The organism is Amycolatopsis coloradensis (genome assembly GCF_037997115.1).
Taxonomy (GTDB): Bacteria; Actinomycetota; Actinomycetes; order Mycobacteriales; family Pseudonocardiaceae; genus Amycolatopsis; species Amycolatopsis coloradensis_A.
Genome location: NZ_CP150484.1, coordinates 8,331,133 through 8,352,504, shown reverse-complemented (window position 1 = coordinate 8,352,504; position 21,372 = coordinate 8,331,133). Strand labels below are relative to the sequence as shown.

At 69.1% G+C, this 21,372-nt stretch carries 18 protein-coding genes and 1 other RNA gene; 15 read left to right on the top strand and 4 right to left on the bottom strand.

Features of this window, described 5'->3' with window-relative positions:
- Nucleotides 1-73 precede the first annotated feature (73 nt).
- Nucleotides 74-1,810 (top strand): hypothetical protein, encoded by a 1,737-nt coding sequence (locus LCL61_RS38955; protein ID WP_340684362.1) that lies wholly within the window; start codon nt 74-76, stop codon nt 1,808-1,810.
- A 129-nt stretch (nt 1,811-1,939) separates the two neighbouring features.
- Here LCL61_RS38955 and sfnG read toward each other — a convergent pair whose 3' ends face one another.
- The 4 genes from sfnG to LCL61_RS38935 are packed head-to-tail and all read right to left on the bottom strand — an operon-like array spanning nt 1,940 to nt 6,856.
- On the bottom strand, nt 1,940-3,031 hold the full coding sequence (gene sfnG, locus LCL61_RS38950) for a dimethylsulfone monooxygenase SfnG (protein ID WP_340684361.1): 1,092 nt from the start codon (nt 3,029-3,031) through the stop codon (nt 1,940-1,942).
- A 33-nt stretch (nt 3,032-3,064) separates the two neighbouring features.
- Complete coding sequence (locus tag LCL61_RS38945) at nt 3,065-5,890, bottom strand: AAA family ATPase (protein ID WP_340684360.1); 2,826 nt, start codon at nt 5,888-5,890, stop codon at nt 3,065-3,067.
- A 31-nt stretch (nt 5,891-5,921) separates the two neighbouring features.
- Nucleotides 5,922-6,290 (bottom strand): zf-HC2 domain-containing protein, encoded by a 369-nt coding sequence (locus tag LCL61_RS38940; protein ID WP_340684359.1) that lies wholly within the window; start codon nt 6,288-6,290, stop codon nt 5,922-5,924.
- An 11-nt stretch (nt 6,291-6,301) separates the two neighbouring features.
- A complete protein-coding gene (locus LCL61_RS38935) occupies nt 6,302-6,856 on the bottom strand; it encodes a sigma-70 family RNA polymerase sigma factor (protein ID WP_340688788.1) in 555 nt (184 codons plus the stop codon).
- A gap of 247 nt (nt 6,857-7,103) precedes the next feature.
- On the opposite strand from LCL61_RS38935, the gene LCL61_RS38930 reads away from it, so the two are divergent.
- The 14 genes from LCL61_RS38930 (at nt 7,104) to LCL61_RS38865 (ending at nt 21,276) form a co-directional block, all read left to right on the top strand.
- The gene (locus tag LCL61_RS38930) at nt 7,104-7,754 is read left to right on the top strand and encodes a DUF4142 domain-containing protein (RefSeq protein ID WP_425341965.1); all 651 of its coding nucleotides are present in this window, start codon (nt 7,104-7,106) and stop codon (nt 7,752-7,754) included.
- The gene (locus tag LCL61_RS38925; RefSeq protein ID WP_340684357.1) at nt 7,751-8,569 is read left to right on the top strand and encodes a ferredoxin; all 819 of its coding nucleotides are present in this window, start codon (nt 7,751-7,753) and stop codon (nt 8,567-8,569) included. Before LCL61_RS38930 ends, LCL61_RS38925 begins: the two co-directional genes overlap by 4 nt.
- Nucleotides 8,566-9,849, top strand: a complete 1,284-nt coding sequence (locus LCL61_RS38920) for an NAD(P)/FAD-dependent oxidoreductase (protein ID WP_340684356.1) — start codon at nt 8,566-8,568, stop codon at nt 9,847-9,849. The genes LCL61_RS38925 and LCL61_RS38920 overlap by 4 nt, the downstream gene beginning before the upstream one ends.
- Nucleotides 9,770-10,330, top strand: coding sequence for a hypothetical protein (locus LCL61_RS38915; protein ID WP_340684355.1), 561 nt, complete (start codon nt 9,770-9,772; stop codon nt 10,328-10,330). The genes LCL61_RS38920 and LCL61_RS38915 overlap by 80 nt, the downstream gene beginning before the upstream one ends.
- A gap of 14 nt (nt 10,331-10,344) precedes the next feature.
- Nucleotides 10,345-10,743: RNase P RNA component class A (gene rnpB / locus LCL61_RS38910), an RNA gene on the top strand.
- A 273-nt stretch (nt 10,744-11,016) separates the two neighbouring features.
- A complete protein-coding gene (locus tag LCL61_RS38905; RefSeq protein WP_340684354.1) occupies nt 11,017-11,880 on the top strand; it encodes an SCO6745 family protein in 864 nt (287 codons plus the stop codon).
- A 443-nt stretch (nt 11,881-12,323) separates the two neighbouring features.
- Complete coding sequence (locus LCL61_RS38900) at nt 12,324-12,590, top strand: hypothetical protein (protein ID WP_007035338.1); 267 nt, start codon at nt 12,324-12,326, stop codon at nt 12,588-12,590.
- A gap of 9 nt (nt 12,591-12,599) precedes the next feature.
- Nucleotides 12,600-13,076, top strand: a complete 477-nt coding sequence (locus tag LCL61_RS38895; protein WP_076153445.1) for a hypothetical protein — start codon at nt 12,600-12,602, stop codon at nt 13,074-13,076.
- A 3-nt stretch (nt 13,077-13,079) separates the two neighbouring features.
- The gene (locus tag LCL61_RS38890; protein ID WP_340684353.1) at nt 13,080-16,037 is read left to right on the top strand and encodes an ATP-binding protein; all 2,958 of its coding nucleotides are present in this window, start codon (nt 13,080-13,082) and stop codon (nt 16,035-16,037) included.
- A complete protein-coding gene (locus tag LCL61_RS38885) occupies nt 16,034-18,199 on the top strand; it encodes a magnesium transporter (protein ID WP_340684352.1) in 2,166 nt (721 codons plus the stop codon). Before LCL61_RS38890 ends, LCL61_RS38885 begins: the two co-directional genes overlap by 4 nt.
- Before the next feature lie 3 nt (nt 18,200-18,202).
- The gene (locus LCL61_RS38880) at nt 18,203-18,799 is read left to right on the top strand and encodes a hypothetical protein (RefSeq protein WP_340684351.1); all 597 of its coding nucleotides are present in this window, start codon (nt 18,203-18,205) and stop codon (nt 18,797-18,799) included.
- 4 nt (nt 18,800-18,803) lie between these two features.
- Nucleotides 18,804-19,802, top strand: a complete 999-nt coding sequence (locus LCL61_RS38875) for a C40 family peptidase (RefSeq protein WP_125680356.1) — start codon at nt 18,804-18,806, stop codon at nt 19,800-19,802.
- A 102-nt stretch (nt 19,803-19,904) separates the two neighbouring features.
- A complete protein-coding gene (locus tag LCL61_RS38870; protein ID WP_340684350.1) occupies nt 19,905-21,044 on the top strand; it encodes a hypothetical protein in 1,140 nt (379 codons plus the stop codon).
- A 34-nt stretch (nt 21,045-21,078) separates the two neighbouring features.
- The gene (locus tag LCL61_RS38865) at nt 21,079-21,276 is read left to right on the top strand and encodes a hypothetical protein (protein WP_016331585.1); all 198 of its coding nucleotides are present in this window, start codon (nt 21,079-21,081) and stop codon (nt 21,274-21,276) included.
- Nucleotides 21,277-21,372 lie beyond the last annotated feature (96 nt).

Below are 21,372 nucleotides of genomic sequence, written 5' to 3'. Positions count from 1 at the left end.
GTCGCAGGCGGCCGATGGGGTATTGGCTACAGTTTCGGCGACGGCACGTGAGCGAAAAGGCAAAGACGGGGACATGACGGCGAGCGCACTCAGCGAAGCTTCCGAAAAAGACGTGCCCGACCCGGCGGAGACGCCGGCCCGTCGTGGCCTGGCCGCCCGCGTCGCCCCGTACCTGGCGGTGCTCGCCGGGGTGGCGGCGCTGGCCTGGCACGCCACCCTCTACGGCCACTGGATCGTCGACGACGCGGCCATCACCTTCTCCTACGCGCGCAGCTTCGCCGACGGGCTCGGCCCGGTGCTGCAGCAAGGGCAGCCGTCGGTCGAGGGCTGGTCGAACTCGACGTGGCTGGTGGCGCTGGCCCTCGGCAAGCTCGTCGGCGTCTTCGACAGCGGCATGCTGTTCGGCGTTCCGGACTACGTCCTGTTCCCGAAGCTGCTGGGGCTCCTGTTCACCGCCGGGACTCTGGCCGCGTGCCACGTCGCGGCGAAGCAGATCTTCGCGCGCTTCGCGTGGCTGGCGACGCTGGTCGTCGGTCTGACGCTGGCCGCGATCCCGTCGTTCGTCATCTGGACGATCTCCGGTCTGGAGAACTCCCTGTTCGGGATGGCCGTCGCCTGGCTCGCCGTCCTGCTGTTCGTGGCCGTGCGCAAGGACACCGTGCTCACCGCGAAGGTCGCCGTCTGGTCCGGGGTGCTGGTCGCGTTCGCCGCGCTGACCCGCCCCGAAGGCCTGATCTACGGCGGTGCGTACCCGCTCGTCGTCCTGTTCCAGCTGCGGAAGCCGCTCCTGGGCCAGAGCATCAAGCTGGTCGTGGTGTCGGTCGTCGCGTTCGCGATCCCGTTCGGGGCCTACCTCGCCTGGCGGATCGCGGAGTTCGGCAGGCTGCTGGCGAACCCGTCCATCGCGAAGGGGCAGGGCCTGCCCGGGCTTTCGGCGCTGAAGCAGCCGTTCGAGCTGGTCGGCTACGCCGGTGTCGCCGGGACGATCCTGCTGGCGCTGACCATCGGTTACGCGCTGGTCCGGGCGGAATGGCGGCGTGCGCTGATCGCGCTGCTGGTGCCGCTGGCGCTGGGCATCGTCGCGTACGGCGTGATGGTCCCCGACTGGATGGGCCAGCACCGGTTCGCGACCCCGATCTGGATTCTCGCCGTGCTGGCGGGAACGCTGGCCGCCGGTGAACTGCTGCGCCGCTCGCGGGCGGTGCTGCGGACCGTCGTGGTGCTCGTGCTGGTCGCGGCCGCGATCCCGTCGGGGATGGGCTTCGCGTCGGCGTCGAAGAAGTTCCAAGAGGTCCCGACGGTGCCCGCGTGCCTCATCGCCGACCGCTTCGGCCGCGGCTTCAACACCATGGCCGACATCCTCGGCCTCCAGCAGGCGTCGCTGCTGCTGCCCGACCTCGGCGGCTCGTCGATGACCAGCCGTCTGCACCTGGTCGACATGGCCGGGCTGGTCGAGGCGGACGTCGCGGACTTCGTCAAGAACGGTGACATGCCCGGCCTGCGCGACTACGTGTTCGAGAAGGTCAAGCCGACCTTCATCCACTCGTGGGGCCCGTGGGCGGCGGGCAACGGCATCACCGTCGACCCCCGAATCGACCGCGACTACGAGCCGATCTTCGTGTACCCGGGCGGCGGGCCGCGGAACGGGGACTTCGTGCGCAAGGACGCCGTCTCCAGCCCCGAGAAGCTGAAGGCCGTCCAGGAGTACGCCGCGAAGACCATGCCGGACGTCGAGAAGGCGCGCTTCGGCGGCCCGCTCAAGGACTGTGGCCCGACCATGCACCCCGGCCAGACCGTCTACCTGCCCTAAAACCCCCGCGTTTAGTCCTCTGGATGCGGTAGTTGCAGATCGGAAGAGCGNCGCCGTCGAGCAGCTTGAGAAAGACCTCGGTGCGCTGCCGGGCCATGTCCGCGCCGCGCAACGACCGCATCCAGAGGACTAAACGCGTTCGAGGTCCGCCTCCTTCTCCCGGATCACCGGGAGCACGTGCTTCCCGAAGTACTCGACGTCCTCCAGGTAGTGCAGGAAGCCGAGCAGCAGCAGGTTCGCCCCGCGCTTCTTGTACTCGATGGCCCGGTCCGCGATCTGCTCCGGCGTGCCGATCAACCCGGTGCGAAAACCGTCGTTGTACTGCACCAGATCCTTGAACTCCGAGTCGGCCCACATCCCCTTCTTGTCCGAAGTGGAGCTTCCCGCCTGCTTGACGGCGTTGCGGAAGCCCTCGACGGCCTCGGTGTTCGCCTTCTCGACGATCTCGCGCAGCACGGCCTTCGCCTCGCTCTCGGTCTCTCGCGCGATCACGAAACCGTTGAGCCCGAAGCGGACGGCGTGGTCGTTCTCGGCCGCGTAGCCGCGGACCTCCGCGACCTGCTCGCTGAACCCGTCGAAGTCCTTGCCGTTGCTGAAGTACCAGTCCGAGACCCGGCCCGCGAGCTTCCGCGCCGCGGTGGAGTTGCCGCCCTGGAAGATTTCCGGATGCGGCCGCCCGGCCGGTTTGGGTTTGATGTCGAAATCGTGGATCCGGTAGAAATCGCCGGCGAATTCGGCGTGGTCGCTGGTCCAGAGTTCCTTCACCACCCGAATGAACTCTTCCGAACGGCGATACCGTTCGTCGTGTTCCAGCCACGGTTCGCCGAGATTCGTGAATTCGTCCTTGAACCACCCGCTGACCACGTTGACGGCCGCGCGACCGCCGGAGATCACGTCCGCGCTGGCGATGAACTTCGCGAGCACCCCGGGATGCCATAGTCCGGGATGGACCGCCGCGATCACCTTCAGCCGCTGCGTCGCGAGCAGCAGCGCGAGGCTGAACCCGGTCGATTCGTGCTGGTAGGCGGCACCGTAGCTGGCCGTGTAGCGGACCTGGCTCAGCGCGTACTCGAACCCGCTGTTCTCCGCGAGGACGGCGAGTTCCCGGTTGTACTCGTATCCCCAATCGGTGCGCTGTTCGATGTCGCTGGTGACCAGACCACCGCTCACATTGGGGACCCAATAGGCGAATTTGAGTGGTTCGGATGCGATTCCCGGCATGCCGCGGAGTGAACCCGCCACCCCCGGAAACCGTCAATCGGCGTCCACGCGCTGGGACCGGCCGAGCGCGGAACTCAATTCGGTGCGGCCGGTGATCCCCAGTTTCCGGTAGGCGCCGGACAAATGGAGTTCGACGGTGCGGCGGGTCAGATGCAGTGCTTCGGCGATCTCCCGGTTGGTGAGACCTTGTGACGCCATCAGCGCGACGCGGTACTCCTGTTTGGTGAGGCCGTGTTCGTTGTCCTTCGCCGTCGTGAGGCTCGTGCGCGCGTCCCGCAGCGCCTCGGCGGCCCGTCTCGCGAGCGGCCGCGCCCCGCAGTGCTTGCTCGACTGCGTGGCCCTCCGCAGCGTGCCGATCGCCTTCTCGGCCTGCCCGTGCCGGGCCTGGAACACGCCGAGCTCGGTCAGCGCCTCGGCCAGCGCCAGTTTCGCGGTCGATCCGCCGAGAACGTCGACGGCCTTGGTGAGCAGGCGTTCGCCCTCTTCGTCCTCGCGGACGAGGCCTGCCGTGGTCAGCGCGCCGCCGAGGATCCTCGGCGCTCCCCAGCGTTCGGCGGCCTCGAGATCCTCTTCGGCGAGCCGGGCCGCCGCGTCGGTGCGGCCGAGCGCCAGCGCGGTGCGGGCGGCGTGCGCCCGCCAAGGAGCGAAGCCGGGGAAGCGCATGCCGTGGTGCTCGAGACGGCGGCCGCAACCACGCAGGTCTTCGTACCCGAGCTCCGGTTCACCGGTGGCCGCGCGAAGCCTGCCGCGGGCGTAGAGCAGGTAATTGTGCGTGAAAAGTGCTTGTGTGGCGCCGAAATCGATTTTGTCCAGCAGCGCGTTCGCGACGTCGTGGCGGCCGAGGTCGACCGAGACCTCGATCAGCCTCGCCGCGCACAGCACCGCGATCGGGCACCGGCTGGTGACGCCGCGTTCGTCGAACTGCCGCACCAGCGATTCGTAGTGGACGCTCGCCCGCACCAGATCGCCGCCGGCTTGCAGGGCGATGCCGCGGGCGAGGGTGGCCAGGGCCCCCTTCGGCACATGGAAGTCCCAAGGCAGGCGTTTCGTGTCGAGCACTTGGCAGAGCTTGTCGGTGAGCGCGGGCTCGTCGGCGAGCGCGGCCGTCGCGAGCGTGAAGAAGTAGGGCTGTTCGAACAGTTCGGGCTGCTCGCCGGACAACGCCTCCCCGAAATGCCGGACGGCGTTCGCCGAGGACTTCCCGCTTCGCACCGTGTCGAGCGCGAGCAACCCCGACCGGCTCTGCTGTGCGGCGGGATCGTTCAGCGGTGCCCACTGCCGCTCGAAGTCGCGGAAGTCCGGTGGCGGCCCGAGCCTGCTGCCCGCCTCGGCGAGATAGGTCATGCACAGCAGCGGCCAGACGGCGTCGGGCCCGCCCGCGTCGAGCCGGGCGGCGAACTGGCCGGCGGAGTTGATCGCCAGCCGCGCGTCCGGGCCGCAGCACAGCGAAAGGATCATGGCCGTCGCGACGAAAGCCGCGGTTTCGCGGTCGTCGATGTGGTCGATGGCCTCACGCACCCTGGCCGGCGCCGAATCCGGGTCACAGTGGAATTCCGCGTGCGCGAGCTGAAGCAGGATCGCCATCCGCTTGCGTTCGCTGAGCCGTTCTTCGAGTGCTCGCGACAGGAACCGGACGGAGAGCTCCGGGTCGCCCTCGACCACGGAATGCCGCGCGGCCAGCCGCAGGACGTCGACCGCCCAGGGGATCCTGATCGCGGTCGCCTCCAGGAGATGCGCGCCGACCCGCTCCGGCGCGGCGCCCGCGTCGTGCAGGAGCCGTGCCGCTCTGGCCTGGGTGACCGCCCTGGTGGTGAGCGGCATGTCGGCGAGCACCGAGTTGCGGACGAACCGGTAGGTCAGCGACGGCCGATGGCTGTTGGTCAGCAGGTGCACGCGCACCATCGTGTCGATGGCTTCCAGCGCGGTGGTCTCGTCGACCCCGGCGAGCCGGGCCAGCAGGTCGAAGTTCGCGTCCTCGCCGAGGATCGCGACGGCTTCGAGCATCTTCGGCGCGGCGGTGTACTCGTGCATGCGGACCCGCAGCACCTCGCCGATCATCGCCGACCCCGCGGTGTTCGGGTCCATCCCCGGGACCAGGCGGCGTCCCAGCGCGCCGAGCAGGAACGGGTTGCCGCCGGTGACCTCGCGGCATTCCTCGGCGAACCTTCCGGGAGGGACACGAAGGAACTCGGCGACGTGCCGGGTGCCGAGCCCGCGCAACAGGATCGTCGCCGGAGTGCAGCCGGACATCTCCAGCAGCGCGACCTCGCCGGTCTGCAGATGGCCGATCAGCGAGGTCAGCACGACCAGCACCGGCAGGTGCTCGACACGATGGCGGATGTAGGCGAGACAGCGCATCGACCACGGGTCGGCGAGGTGGATGTTGTCGATGCCGAGGAAGACCGGCCCCTGTTCGGCGGCGCGCCGGACGGCGTGGAAGAAGGCGTCGAGTGCCTCCGTCTGTTCGTGTTCGGTCCGGGGAGGATGGTCCGGCAGGATTTCGGTCACATGCGGCCTGCGCGGTCGCGGTGATCCGGGGACGGCGGGCGCATGGGTGAGCCCCTCGATCAGCTGGCGGCCGACACCGCCGCTCAGATGCGTCTCCAGCCGGGACGCCGTGGCGATCGCGACGGTGAACCCGGCCGCTTCCGCGAGCTCACCGGCCGCGGTGAGCACCGACGACTTGCCCATGCCGAACTCGCCGACCACCACCGCGCTGACGGCCCGGCCGGTCAGGGCTGCCTGGAACAGCCCGGTGATCGTGTCGAGTTCGTTGTCGCGGCCCAGTAGCCCGGCGGCGCGGCGCTTCGGTACCGAAGGCCCGCCGAAGGGGCTCTCGGGATTTACTTCGGTATGCACCGTAGAGACCTTCGTGTCGGGTTGCGGCAGACTACTCGAACGTGAGCGGTATCGGGAGTAATCGCTGGTCATCGAGGGGAGCAGGGGTCGAGATGCCCGCATCCGACGAGATCCGCCGAAGCCGGCGGGACGACCGTTGTGACGACATCAAGGCCGCGACGACGCACGCCAGGAAGACCACGACGAGGTTGGTCGCGATCAGCGACAGCCGCCCGCACCGCGGTGAAGCGACGGGGGACAGGTAGCGCAGGTCGGCCTTCGCCAGCGCGTCTTCCACCGAAGCGAATTCCGCGACCTGGCGGCCACAGCGCACGCAGCCCTTCAAATGTGTTTCGAAGGCGTGAGCCTCGGCCTGGTCGAGCACACCGAGTACGTACGCCGCCACATCGCTGTGTTTCACCTTTCGCTTCCTCATCGCGAACCCAGCTCTCCTAACGACCTTCGCAATGTCCTCATAGCCGCGTACAGCCGTGATTTGACAGTTCCCTCCGGGATTCCCAATATCACCGCAGCCTCCCGGACCGTATGCCCGGTCAGATACGTCTCGTAGATGACAGCCTGATATTTGCTGTCCAGATAGCGTAGCGCTTCGGAAATGACGAGTGCGGACAGTGACTGCTCGGTCTGATCCGCTATTTCGGCGTTTTCGGAACTGTCCAGCTCCACCTCCTGCGGGCGCGCGCGCCGGTTTCGCCAGCCGTCGATCACGATCCGCTTGGCGACCGTGAGCAGCCAGCCGCGCAGCATTCCCGGCTCACGGTTCAACGTGTCGGAATGCTGCCAGGCGCGAATCAGTGTTTCCTGGACGACGTCCTCCGTCCATTGTTGATCATGGCCGGTCAGGTACATCACCTGGCTGAACAGGGTTTCCCGGAAATCCTTGTACAGTAACGAAATCAGCTCGTCGGAAAGCTCGCTCGACCGAGGGTCGCCGCCGAGCCCGCATTCTCTGCCCACTGCTTCCATGAAGTTCGCAACCTCCCCAGCGGTGGAGGATTTCTCAGGTTGGTACACCGTAGCGCAGACTATCGCCGTGGGCCATGTGCAGTAGTGCTCTATTTACCATTAGTCATCCGGGTACGTATGTCGATGGGAAACGGTTCTAAATGTGTCGCGTGATGCACATCACACTGGACGTGACGACGGAGATCGAACCGGCCGCTCCGGTTCGCCGTACTCCCAGTGAGGCACTTCGAGGACGGGGACGGGTGAAATGATCTATCGGCTTCTTGGAGTGGTGATCGGCTGCATGGTGATATGGGTGGGAACGCCGGCCAATGCCTTCGCGGAAATCGACTCCCATGATCGGGAGCTCCTCGTGCGAGTACGCCAAGCCGGTTTGTGGGAAGGCCCGGTGAGCCGTCAAGCCGAACAGCGCGGGAGTGCGCAGCGGGTCCGCGAGGTCGGCCGCAAACTCGCCGACGGCCACGACCGCCTCGACGCGCAGGCTCGCGCACTCGCTTCGAAGGTCCGTGTCGAACTGCCCGGCGAGCCCACCGAAGAGCAGCGCTCCTGGGCCGACGAGATCACCGGCGCCGCCGGTGCCGACTTCGACCGGCTCTACGTCAATCGCGCCCGCGCCGCGCACGGGAGCATCTTCGGTCTCGCCTCGCATGTCCGGGCCGCCACCCGCGACGACGCGATGCGGTCGTTCGCCCAGACCGCCGTCGACACCGTCATGCGGCATATGACCCTGCTCGAAAGCACCGGTATCGCCGAGACCACCTCGCTGATGGTCGTTCCGGCGGGCGGCAACGAACTCGACGGCGGTGACATCGCGCTCGGCATGCTCATGGTGGGGATCGCCGGTGGAGCGACCTTCGGTCTCCTCCGGGTTCTCGGCGCGCAGGGCAGGCGAGCATGACGGCCTCACTGCTGGCGGTGATCCCGGCCCCGTCGCCGCACGACAGCGGGGTCCGGGACATCGCCGCGCTTTCCGCCCGGTTCGCCTACGTGACGATGTGCCTGACGCTGGTGTGGGGCGTGCTGAGCGCCACCGGCTGGATCAGGCGCGCCACCGGTCACGAGGCGTTGCGCGGTGGTCACCTCGTGTTCGCGACGTTCAGTCTCGCCACCGGTGCGGTCCACGGACTGTCCTATCTGTTCCTCGAAGACGACTCGTTCGGCCTGCTCGCGTTGCTGATCCCGTTCGCCGGCGGCGGGTTCGCGCGGCACGCGGCAGGTGTCGTCGGGCTGGAACTGTTCGTCGCCGTCTCGGTCACCGCCGCGATACGCCGTGGCGTGACCGATCGCCGCGGGCAGCGGTTCCATCAGGCCGGCTACTTCGCGGTCGGCCTGCTGGCGATCCACTCCTGGCTCGGCGCGGCCGCGAACGGGAACCTCGCGACGGTCTGGCTCGGCGGGATCACCGTGCTCACCCCCGCCGTCGTGCTCACCGTGCTCCGGGTGCTCCCGCCGCGGGCGCTGGTCCGGCTGGGGCTGCTCGAAGGCGGAACCGGCCGGGCCGAACCGGTCCGGATCTCCGTCGACGACAAGAAATGCCACCGCTACGCCATCTGCCAGGCCGAAGCGCCGCAGGTCTTCCAGCTACAGGGCGACGGTCAGCTGCGCTACCTCCGTAAACCCGGCGTCAAACAGGTGCCGCTGGCCCAGGCCGCGGCCAGAGCATGCCCGATGCGCGCGATCCGACTGAGCGGTCTGCAGGGGGCTGGACGATGAGCGAACGGATCGTCGTGGTCGGCGGCGGGCTGGCCGGGTTGCGGTGCGCGGAACGGTTGCGGGAACTGCGATTCGACGGCGAACTGGTGATCGTCGGCAACGAGCCGGCGTTGCCGTACCACCGGCCGGCGCTGTCCAAGCAACTGCTCACCGGCGCCACCCATCCGGCGGAAACGCTGCTCACCCGGCCCGACGAGATCGACGCCGAATGGCGCTTCAACACCCCGGCGACCCATCTTCAGCCCGGCCGTCAGGTCGTCCATCTGCCCGGGGCGGAGGAACTGCCCTACGACGGGCTGGTCATCGCCAGCGGCGTCGAACCGCGGCGGCTTTCCGGTGTGCCGCACGGACATCCGAGGGTGGTCGTCGTCAGGACACTGGCCGACGCCGCGGAACTGCGCGACAACCTCGCCGCCGACCACGGGCCCGTCGCGGTGCTGGGCAGCGGGTTCATCGGCTGCGAGGTCGCCGCGAGCCTGCGCGAGATCGGCCGGGAGGTCACCATCATCGGCCGGTCGGCGCATCTGCTCGGCGAGGTCGTCGGCAAGCACATCGGGCAGAAGCTCTCGGCGCTGCACCGGTCGCGAGGGGTGCGGCTGGCGCTGGGCGCGTCCATCGACAGCTGGCAGACCACGGCGAACGGCCTGCGGCTGCGCTCGTCCGACGGCTGGATCCTGGACGTCTCGTGTGTGGTCGTCGCCGTCGGGACCGTGCCGTCGATCTCGTGGCTGCGCGGGGCGAAGCTGCCGCTCGACGACGGCGTCGTCTGCTCGCCGACCTGCCACGTGCTCGGGATGAGCAACGTCGTCGCCGCCGGCGACGTCGCGCAATGGCCGAACCTGCGTTTCGACGAGACGCCGCGACGGGTCGAGCACTGGCTCAACGCCGTCGAAATGGGCCGGGCGGCCGCGGAGAACCTGCTCGCCGGCCCGCAGGCTTCTCGCCCGTTCGCGCCGGTGCCGCGGTTCTGGTCCGAACAGCACGGCATGCGGATCCAGGCGGGCGGCATCCCGAAGCTGGGCACCGACACCGTCGCGCTCGCTTCCCCCGTCGGCGGCGAACGGCCCGTCACCGGCTTCGTCCGCAAGGGGCGTCTCGTCGGTGTCGTCGGCCTCGACAGCCCGTCCGCCGTCCTCTACTGGACCAACCAGATCGCGGAGCAGAACCCCGTCAGCCACCCGGGAGAAACGGAGACGCCTGATGCGCCGATCGCGGTTGACCATGCTCGTCGTCATCGCGGCGCTCGTCGTGGGCGCCGCGATGTGGTGGCAGGCGGCTGAACCCGCGTCGCAGACGGCTCGGGCCCCGGTCACCGAAGCGCTCCCCAGCCCGAGGGTGCCGTCGCCCGGCACCTCGCGGCCAAGCGCTCAGGAGGAGACTCCGGCTGGGACGCGGCTCACCGCCGTCTACATGACCAGGATGGGGCAGGCCGTCCTCGACGAGACCGGCGCCGTCCTCTTCCGCTACGAACGCGACAACCCGCACAAGGCCCGCTCGGCGTGCCTCGGGGACTGCGCCATCGTGTGGACGCCCGTCACGACCAGCGGCACGCCGTCGGTGACCGGCATCGACCCGGCTCTCGTTGACACCATCAAGCGGCCCGAAGGCGCCGAACAGGTGACCTTGGCGGGCTGGCCGCTCTACAAATTCGCCAACGCGCGGCCCGGCGAATGGACCGGGCAGGGCACCGACCACGTGTGGTTCGTCGTCCAGCCCGACGGGCGGCGCAACCTTAACTGCCTGCCCGGACCCGTGCAGTAGGATTCTCCGACGGACGAGTCGGCGGGGCGGCCGCGAGCCGGGAAACCGGTTCGAGGAAAGTCCGGACTCCACAGGGCAGGGTGGTTGTTAACGGCAACCCGGGGCGACCCGCGGGACAGTGCCACAGAAAACAGACCGCCTCCGTTCGCTTCGCGGGCGGAGGTAAGGGTGAAACGGTGGTGTAAGAGACCACCAGCGTCCTGGGTGACCAGGACGGCTAGGTAAACCCCACCCGGAGCAAGGCCAAGAGGGAGCCGCGAGGCTCCTGCGCAGGCGATCGAGGGCTGCCCGCCCGAGCCTGCGGGTAGGCCGCTCGAGCCCGTCGGCGACGGCGGGCCTAGATGGATGGCCGCCACTCGCCCGGCCGCAAGGCGGGGCGAAGACAGGATCCGGCTTACACGCCGGCTCGTCCGTACTTCTTTTCTCTTGCGGCCCGGACCGCACGACCGGCACTGGTCACGTACCTGCGAGATGAGCAGTAGGTCCGTGAAGGCCTCCTTACCTACCTTGAGGGTAGGGAAGGAGGCCTTCACGGACTCGGGGCTGCGGTGAGAAAGTGGGCCCACGCGGCAGCGAGGGCACCCCGACCCGCTCCCGACCTGCGAAAGTGATAGCAAAGGTCCCTTGCTCCCACCGCCGCCCTTTCGGACGCTGCGCCCGTCACTACTTGTCGGTAGGGTGCTCCCATGGGCGAAGCGAGTCGCGTCACGGGACGGTTCCGCGGGACGTTCGATGTACTGCATTCCCTTACCTACTTCGCCCCCGAGACGGAAGCCGCGCTCACCGGCGCGGGCCTCCGGCCGGGGCGCATGACGTACTTCGCGGGCCGCGCGGCGCCGATGGGCGCGGTGGGTCCCGGCGTGGTCGCGGCGACCTTCTACAACTTCAACCCCGAACTCGTCGCCCGCCACATCCCGCGCGCGTGGACGCTGGCCACGCCCGAAAAGATCATCGAGGCCCGGTTCGAAGCCGTCGACGCGACGCTGACCCGGCTGCTCGGCAAGGAGACGCTCGGTTCCGACGAGGTTGCCGAGGCGGCCGAGCTCGCCCGTGAGGCGACCGGCGGCTGCCAGGTCGACGGCCGTCCCCTGTACGCCGGGCACGCGGGTCTCGACTGGCCGAGCGAACCGCATCTCGTCCTCTGGCACGCCATCACCCTCTTGCGCGAGCATCGCGGCGACGGCCACATCGCCGCGCTCGTCGCCAACGGGCTCGACGGGCTCGCCGCCCTCGTCACGCACACCGCCACCGGCAAGGGGTTCCTGCCCGCCGCGGCCAAGGCGTCCCGCGGCTGGAGCGACGAGCAGTGGGACAACGCCGCCGTCAAGCTTCGCGAGCAGGGCATCCTCGACGGCGAGGGTGGCCTGACCGAGGCCGGGAACGATCTTCGCGAACGGCTCGAAGTCGCCACGAACGCGGCGTCGACAGGGCCTTGGGAGCATCTCGGCGAGGAGAAGACGAAGCGGCTTCACGAGCTGTGCGGACCTTTGAGCCGCCAGGCCGTCGAAGCAGGCGCTTTTCCCGCGAATGTGTTCTCGACGGGCCGATAATCACGCTATGTAGTGAAAATGCCCGCTCCGTTTTCGCTTTGGGTAACGGATGCGTGACTTTCGCTTCATCGGCACACATGGTTTTTGTCGAATGCGTGTTCACCCGGCGGACTCGGGAGAAGCCACCGAACGAGTCATGTCACACTGGTCGAGGCCGAAATCTCCGCGGCCGACCCGTACTCACAGTGAGCAAGTTGCCTCGCAAGCGAGTGAGGCCGTCAGCACACTGCGAAATACGGGTGGCCGGGGTTAATCCAGACGACCCTTGCAACGATGATAGAGACCGAGGATGGTCATGGTGCTGTGCCTCGCTCTGTGAACTGTAGACAAAACGACATCTACAGAGCGCGCTTTGACCACTACGCCTCGTGACGCCATGATGTTCGAAGCACCACCGAGCCAGAACCGCGCGAACCCCCTCTCCGCGCACCGGGAGTAATGCGATGATGACCATGACCACCCTCGACACGCTGGCCGCCGGCGAGCTCGGCACCGGCAACGTCCGCACCTGGCTGATCGACAACATCATCCCCCTGGTGCTGCTGGCCGTCGCGCTCCTCCTGCTGTGGCTGGGCGGCGGCAAGGGGGACAACGCGGGTGTCATGCGCCGACTCGCCGGTGTCGTGATCGCGCTGGCGATCATCGGCCTCGCGGTGAGTGGCGCCGGAGTCAACGTGGGCCAGTGGATCGCCGGCCTCTTCACAGGCTGAGGGCTCGCGTTGCGTATCCGGACCGATGACGAGGTTTACCGGGTCGATGCCGTATGGCTCGGCCCGCCGAAAGCGACTTTTCCCTGGAGAGCCCGCTACGTCGCGTGGCTCGTCGGTATCCCGGTCTTCCTGCTCGTGCTCACCGTCGAACGGTGGGCGGGCTGGAGCTTCGGGTTCTTCTCGACCGCCTGGGCCTTCGTCGCCACAATTGTGATCACCAGATTGATCACGGCCAAGATCAGCCACGAGCGTCCGCTGGGCGCCGTGGCCGCGATGGCGGCGAAAGAGCTCAACACACCCAGAGAACGGACCACGGGCACAGGGGGCGCGGCCAGTGCCTCCCGTGTCCGGGTACGGGCGAACCGCCCGCTACCGAAGCACCGCAGGAGACGGCAGTACCAGCACCACGGCTACGGCGGCGGCGCCGGAGCTCAGGGAACACCACGAGCGCGTCGGAGCCGCCCCGCGGCTCGGGCCGGGAGGTAGTCGTTGTTCGGTCGCGGCGGAAGCCGAGGAAAACGTGATCGAGATCTGCAGCAAGGGGCTTGGCATCCGCCCCAGCAGGTCCGCTCCGCGCAGCCCAAGAAGGCCGGCAAGGGGAGGCGGCTGCCCGGCGAGGCGGCCATACCCTCGTATACCCCGTCGATCGCGGCGCGAAGCATCGACGGGCACCTGTTACGCACCGGTTATGAGGTGTACGCCTGGTACCGGCTCGCGCCACAGCGCTGGTCGTTCCGGTCGGACTCGCAGCGCCGCGACCTGATCGCGGCCATCGCCGGTCAGTACGCGGAGCTCCAGGGCCGCTGGCTGCACCTGCGCGTGACCAACCGGCCGTACCCGATCCGCATGTGGGCCGAGGCCCACGTGCACAACGCCGTCGGCCGTCCTCAGGACGTCCAGGGCGCGCTGTCCTTCGACGACTACCTCATCGGCGAGCAGCAGCAGCTGATGGGCCGTTCGATGGCCGAAAAAGAGGTGTACCTCGGCGTCCAGGTGCAGACGAGGCGGATGATCGACCGCGCGGTCGAGAGCGCCGCCCCGGTGCTGCGCAAGATCCTGCCGGAGGCCGTCGACGCCGAGCTGGCCGCGCTCGACTCCGAGGTCGAGCACCTCGACCAGGTGATCGGCTCCGCCGGGCTCGAAGGCCGTCCGGTGCACGCCGAGGAGATGTCCTGGCTGATGCACCGTTCGTGCTCGCTGGGCCTGCCCGCGCCGCGCAACATGCCCGCGGTCCCCGGCGCGGCCTGGGAGCCCGAGGACCTCGCCAGCTTCACCGACGCGGCGGATTTCCACGCCGAGCCGTACGCGCCGACGGTGACCGTCCGCGGTCGCACGGGGTCGAACGCCGGCGTCTCGCGGCATCTCGCCGTCCTCACCGTCGGCCAGATGCACGGCCTCCAGATCCCCGAGGTCGACGACCCGTGGATCCAGCACGCGGACCGGCTGCCCGCGGCGGTCGAGGTGTCCGCGCGGATCTACGTCCGGCGGCCGGAAGAGGTCGCCGGTGAGCTGCAGCGCCAGATGAACAAGGTGCGCTCGCAGGTCAAGCACTACACCGACGAGCACGAGCTGGAGCCGCCGCAGTCGCTGGCGCGCCAGGCGGGCCGCGTGCTGGAGATCGACGACGAGATGACGTCGGGCTTCACCGCGCTGGCCACCCGGGTCCGGTCGTGGTGGCGGCTCGCGGTGTCCGGGCCGACGGAGCGGGACGCGCTGCGCCTGGCCCAGCAGCTTCTCGACCTCTACAAGCCGAAGATCGCGGTCGAGCATCCCGAAGCCCAGTACGCGCTGGCCCGGGAGTTCATCCCCGGCGAGCCGCTGGCTTCGGCGGCGTACATGCGCCGCGGTTCGGTCGTGTGGGCGGCGTCGTCCGTTCCGACGGCGACGGCCGAGGTGGGCGACCGCCGCGGCATCCTGCTCGGCGAGACCGTCACCGCGACCCGGCGCCCGGTGGCCTGGGACCCGTGGATGGCGCAGGAGATCCGCGACGGTTCCGGTCTGACGGCGATGGTCGCGGGCCTCGGTGGCGGTAAGTCGTTCCTCGGCGGCGGCATCGTCTACAAGACGCTCCGCGCGGGCGCGCACTGGACGATCCTCGACCCCTCGGGCCCGCTGTCGCGGCTCTGCGACCTGCCCGAGCTGCGCCCGTACGCCCGGCCGATCAACCTGCTCAACGCGCAGCCCGGCATCCTCAACCCGTACCGGGTGGTCGCCGAGCCGCAGCTCGAGCATTTCATGGACGAGGACGATCCCGAGCGGTCGTGGCGGCGGGAGAAGGCCCTCGCTGGCGCGACCCGCCGCCGTCTCGTACTCGACGTCCTCACCGGCGTCCTGCCGTACGAGGTCTCGCGGATGGCGCAGACCCGGATCGTGCTGCTGCGTGCCGTCCGCGCGGTCGGCGGCCGGTTCGACGCCGACCCGGGCCAGGTCATCGACGCGCTGCGGCGCGACTCCAGTGAGCACCACGAGCACGCCGTCGTCGTCGCGGACTTCCTCGACGAGATGCGCGAGCGGATGGCGCTGCTCATCCCGGAGAGCGACGCGGACCCGTACTCCGAGACCCGCGACGACCGGATGACCGTGCTGACCATGGCGGGGCTGACCCTGCCCAAGGACGGCGTCCCGCGCGAGTACTGGACGGACGCGGAATCCCTCGGCGTCGAGATGCTGAACCTCGCCGCGTGGCTGACGCAGCGGTCGGTGTACGAGAAGCCGAAGGAACTGCGCAAGGGCGTCTGGATCGACGAGGCGTTCTTCCTCTCCGAGGTCCCGACCGGTCGCGTGCTGATGAACCGCTTCGCGCGTGACTCGCGCAAGTGGAACGTCCGTGTCCTGCTGTCCTCGCAGATCCCCGCGGACTTCCTGAAGATCCAGGGTTTCGTGGCGCTGCTCGATTCGGTGTTCGTCGGCCGCCTGGACGACGACGACGCCCAGGCCGACGCGCTGCGCCTGCTGAAGGTCCCGGTCGGTGTCGGCTACGAACAGGTCGTCGCGGCGCTGGGCCGCCGCCCCGGTTCGCAACGCGATCTCCAGCGCGACGTCGAGCCGCGGCAGTTCATCTTCGGTGACGGCGCCGGCGGCGTGGAGCGGATCCGCGTCGACTTCTCCGGGCCGCACCTGGAGCATCTGCGCCGGGTCATGGACACCACGCCGGGTTCACCCGACGCCAAACCGTCCAGGCCGGGCAACGAGCTCGCGGTCCCGGAGGAGAAGCCGTTCGTGGCTTCGCCGCCGGAGGAAGACGACTTCGAGCTGGAAGAGGACCTCGAGCTCGCGGCCGAACTCGAGGTCGGTCTCACCGACGAACAGATGCTGGGCGCCCCGGACCCGCTCGCCGCGGAGACGGGTGAGGTCCAGGGCGCCGTCCAAAATGGACATAACGGCAACGGGGGTCAAGGCGAGCACGCGCGCGCCGGCAAGGGTGGCACCGGCAGGGATGCCGCATGAACACGGTGATCACCCTGGCGTTCGTGCTCGCGTTCGCCGCCGGCTGGCACGCGCTGCGCCGCCGTCTGAAAGAGGGGCCGCGGCCGGGCAAGACCAGACCCAGCCGCCGCGCGACGATGTTCGTCGTCATGGTGATCCTGGGCCTTCAGGCCGTGGCGACCGCTCCGGCGGCGTCGGCCGCGGCGTGCGGTGAGGCGCCGAACCCGGAACGGCCGGGCGCGGGCATGGTCGGCGCGCTCGACCCGCCTGCCACCGCTCGTGGTGAAGGCGGCAGCCCGTACAACGTCTACGGGTACGCCGGACACGTCTGGGACACCTTCGAAACCGACTGCGGCCCGCTCGCGGGCATCACCTCGCCCAACTCGACGATCGACACCTGGGCGGGCAACCAGCTGTTCAACATCGGAAAGAACATCGTCGGTGCCACGAACTCGCTGCACTACACCGTGTTGCAGGGCAGCCTGCTCAGCCCGCTGTACAACGCCGTGAAGGCCGGGGCCGAAAAGGTCTACAACAACATCTACGCGCAGCTGTTCGGCCTGGCCGCGCTGATCATGTCGATCATGTTGTTCCGCAACATCTGGCGCGGCGATCTCGCGGCGGTCAGCAAACGGGCGCTGTACGGGCTCGCCGCGGTCTGGCTGGCCGCGTCCTCCTTGGCGCTGCTGAGATTCCTCGATCCGATCGACAACGCGATCGTGCAGACCACGACCAATATCCAGGCCGGGTTCATCGACGAGGCCAAGACGCCGCCGCCGTCTCAGCCGCAGCCGCCCGCGGCTCAGCCGTGCCAGGCGACTCCGGAAGCCGTGGCCGCGCGCCAGCCGTGGGACCGGGTCCCGACCGAGCTGCATTGCCGGGTCGTCTACGACAACTGGCTCCGCGGCGAATTCGGCAGCCCGGACTCGCCGCAGGCGATCCAGTACGGCCCGGCCCTCCTGGACGCGCGTGCCTTCACCTGGGGTCAGATCCAGCAGGGCGGGGACGCCGACGCAGCGCTGGTCGACTCCAAGAAGGCGGCGTTCAAGGACATCTCCACCAAGCTCGGCCCGGCGACCGGGTACTTCACGGGTGAGGACGGCAGCCGCGTCGGCGCCGGTTTCCTTTCACTGGGCCAGGGAATCTTCTACTCGTTGTTCCAGCTGCTGGCCAAGGCCACGGTACTGCTCGCCCAGGTGCTGATCAGGATCTTCGTGCTGACGGCTCCGCTGATCGGCCTGATCGCGCTGCTCCAGCCCCAGATCATGCAGCGCATCCTGAAGGTCGTCGGCGCGGTCGCCTTCAACCTGATGGTGCTCTCGGTGCTGGCCGGTGTGCACACCCTCCTTCTGGAGGCGATCTTCACCGCGGGGAATTCGCTGTCCCTGCTGACGAAGATGGTGCTGGCCGCGATCATCACCGTCCTGCTGTTCATGGTCGGCCGTCCCGTGCGGCGGCTGTGGCAGATGGTCGAGATGTCCGTGGGCATGGTCGGCGGCGCGATGCCTTCCCCGCGCGGCGGACTTTTCTCCCGTTTCCGCAAGAAGAACAACGAGCCGACCCCGCAGGACGCGTTCTGGCAGAACGTCCGCGATACCGACGACGTCGTCGACGGAGACCTCCGCGGTCCCGTGGGCGCGACGGTCGGCGGCGGGCGGTTCCGGCCCGAGGCGACGATCTTCGCCAGCTCCCAGCGGCTCGACAACGGTTCCGGCGCGATCCGCCCCGCGGCGGCCTGGTCCGGAGCGCCGTGGCCGGGTGCCGTCGGCGGTGGCGGCGGGCTGCCCGCGCTGCCCGCCGGTGGTGGCGGAGGAGTTCCCGTGTTCGGCCAGTACAACCCGTCCGCGGGCAATCCCGGCGACTCGATGTTCACCTCCGGCGGGCGGAGCCCGATCCAGGTACCGAGCCGCCGGGTCGACACCTCGCCGGTCGCCGACCGGCGCTGGAGCGACGAACCCGAGCCGGTCGTGGTGCCGTCGCGGATGAACTCCGCGGGCGGCGGTTACACCACTCCTGACTACTCGGGTGCCGTGCCGGTGCAAGCAGGCCCGTCCACCCCGCGCCCTCGCCGTGTCGACCCCGAAGTCGTCGCGGGGAAGCCGGTCTTCGTGCTGTACCGGCCGTCGCGCGGGCTCGAAGTCCGTGAGGAAGTCCGCGACACAGACCACGCAGTGGGCCGGTGACCCATGCCGATCCGGACCAACCGCGGGCGCACCGCGGTCTACCGCAGACTGTGGGGCTGGCCGTTGCGCTCGCCCCGCCACCTCGTCGGCACGCTGGTGATCCTCGCGGTCGTGCTCACCGCCTTGGGCATCCTGCTGCCCAAGGCCATCGGAAAACCGGGACAGACGGCCGCCGGGCCGGGTTCATCGGCGACAGCCACCTCACGCCCCGGCGTCGCGGCGCCGGTGACCGTGACGTCGACGTTGCCGCCGAGGCTCACCACCCAGCCACCACCGTCTTCCGCGCCACCTGACCAGGACGGTATCCGGGTCGCCAAGAATTGGGTGACGGCATGGGCGAACCATCCCGACGGTACGACGACCGAGCAGTGGCTGAGCGGCTTGCGGCCGTACACCACCGAGGAGTACCTCGCCGGGGAGCTGACGACGGTGGACCCCGCGAACATCAAGGCGACCAGGGTGACCGGGGAGCCACAGGTGGTTTCCTCGCTCGCCGGATCGATGGAGGTCGACGTCCTGACAGACGGCCCCAAGGTCCGGGTCACCGTCGTCAAGACGAACCCGGGATGGCGGGTCACCAAGTTCACCCAAGCGGGCTGACCCGATGAAGATCGGGCTCATCGTCGGCGTGCTGATCGCCGCGGTCTTCGCCGCGGTGGTCACCACGAGCACGGTCACCAAGGTGGTGACCGACCATGTGGAGGCGCAGTCGGGCGGGGTCGTCAAGACCTCCTGCGACGCGTCGATCGGGCCGACTCTGCCGGGACAGACCGATCGCGGTTCTTCGGACATCAACAAGCTGGACGAAGAACAGAAGGGGATCGTCGCGCTGATCATCTCGATCGGCAAGCAGCGGACGCTCTCCCCGCGCGCGTGGCAGGTGGCGATCCAGGCCGGGATGACCGAGTCCAAGCTGCGGAACCTGACCTACGGCGACCGCGACTCGCTCGGCATCTTCCAGATGCGGCCGTCGATGGGCTGGGGCACCGTCGCGCAGGTCACCGACCCGCCGTACCAGGTCAACAAGTTCTACGACGTCCTGCTCGCGGTGCCGGACTGGGAGAACATGCGGCCCGGCGACGCCGCCCAGCGGGTCGAGCGCTCCGGCTTCCCCGACCGGTACCACAACTGGGAGCCGATGGCGGCCCTCCTCGTGCAGAACGAGGGCCAGATCGTCGACGTCGTCGGCTGCGGCACGAGCGTCGGCAGCGTGGTGCCGCCGAGCCAGGCGGCCGCGCAGGCCATCAAGTTCGCCCTCGCCGAGCAAGGGAAACCGTACGTCTGGGGCGCCACGGGGCCGAACAGCTACGACTGTTCCGGGCTGATGCTGCGGGCCTACGAATCGGCCGGGATCATCCTGCCGCGCGTTTCCCGCGACCAGTACAAGGCGGGCGCGATGCTGCCGGTGCGGCAGGCGCAGCCGGGTGACCTGCTGTTCCTCGCCACCGTGCCGTCGAACCCGGCGACCATCCACCACGTGATGATGTACCTGGGTGACGGCAAGATCGTCGAAGCGCAGCAGACCGGGGTGCCGGTGCACATCCGCGACTTCTCCTTCGACGAGGCCGAAGTGGTCGCGCAGGCGGTCCGTCCTGGCGTTTAGCATGGTGAGAGCGTGGTATCGCGATCGCGGGACCATCGGATTCACCCGAAGTGGCGGCCTGTCCACCGGCACGCGGCCGCACACTGGCAGAGGATGAAGAACGTGGCACGGAAATTCGGAAGGCGAGGCAAGCCCGCGGCGGGGAACGGCCCTGAGGTCGATCCCCGCGATCTTTTCGGCACCGCCCAGCCCGCGCGGCACGCGGCGCGGCCGGCGTCGAGCACGCCGTTGGCCGACCAGCTGAACCAGGGCTGGCCCGGCGTCGATCCCGGTTACGTCGTGTTGCCGCGTTCGCTGGCCGAGGGGATGTCGCTGCCCTGGCAGCAGCAGATGGCCACCCTGCTGGCCCAGTTCCACCAGGAGAACGCCAGGCTCGCCTGGCCGATCTACCGGGTGGTCCCGTCGCGCTACGAAAAGCTCGTCGATCTCGACGAGGAGCAGCTGGCGGAGGCCGGCTACCTGGTCGAGATGGACACCGAAGGCGAGATGATCTACCGCGAGCGCAGCGGCCGGAAGATCGAAGACCCGGCGAACACGACGGTGCTCGTCTCGTGTCTCGACCCGATTCCGAAGCCGTCGCAGCGTCAGGCGCCCCCGGCGCCGTCGCAGGCCGTGCCGCCCGTGACCGGGCAGCCGCCTCGCGCTCCGGCGCCGATGAACATCGGGCCCGCGCCGGTGTGGCGCACGGTCACACCTTCGGGGCAGCCGCTGCCGGGCCATCAGGGGGCGCCTGCGCCTCAGGCATCGGCCCCGCCGGCTGCCGCTTCTCAGGCTGCCGCGCACCAACCACCTGCGTCTCAGGCCGCCGCCCCGCAGGCTCCCGCGTCTCAGGCGCCGTCGGCCCAACCGCCGGTGTCCCAGCCGCCGCTGCCCCAGCCCACGTGGACACAGCCGCCGCCCGGGAACCACACGCCGCCGCCTCCGCCGGTGAGCGCGCCTCCTTCCATCCCGGAAGCCCCGGCCGCCGCCGCGCCCTCGCAGGCCGAGTCGGAGCCGCCCGTGACGCCGCCGTCGTCCGCGATGCCCCCGGCTCCTCCGTTGACGCAGCCGGTGTCGCCGCCGCCGGGAATTCCCGTGTCGCCCGAACCGGCGACCCCGCCGCGCGGCCTCCCGATGCACCGCGGCTGGTTCGACGAACTCGCGGAGAACGTGCCGGAAAGCTCGAAGGTCGACCCGCCCGAGGGCGGCGAGTTCGGCCCGACCGGCGATCCCACGGAGATCCCCTACCGCTATCGCAAGTGATGACAGGACGTCCGGGTGATGTCAGGCTTGACCCATGTCGAGCGACCCGAACCCGGATCAGGGCTGGTACTTCAACACCAAGACGAACCAGGTCGAGCACCTGGAACGAGGCCGGAGCATCGACCTCCTCGGGCCGTACCCGGACGAGGCGACGGCGAGGCGCGCCCTGGAGATCGCCAAGGAACGCACCAGGCAGGCCGACGCCGAAGACGCCAAGTGGAACGGCGACTGATCACTGGTCCGTGAAGGCCTCCTTCCCTACCTTGAGGGTAGGGAAGGCATCTGNCTTGAGGGTAGGGAAGGAGGCCTTCACGGACTCCCGGCAGCC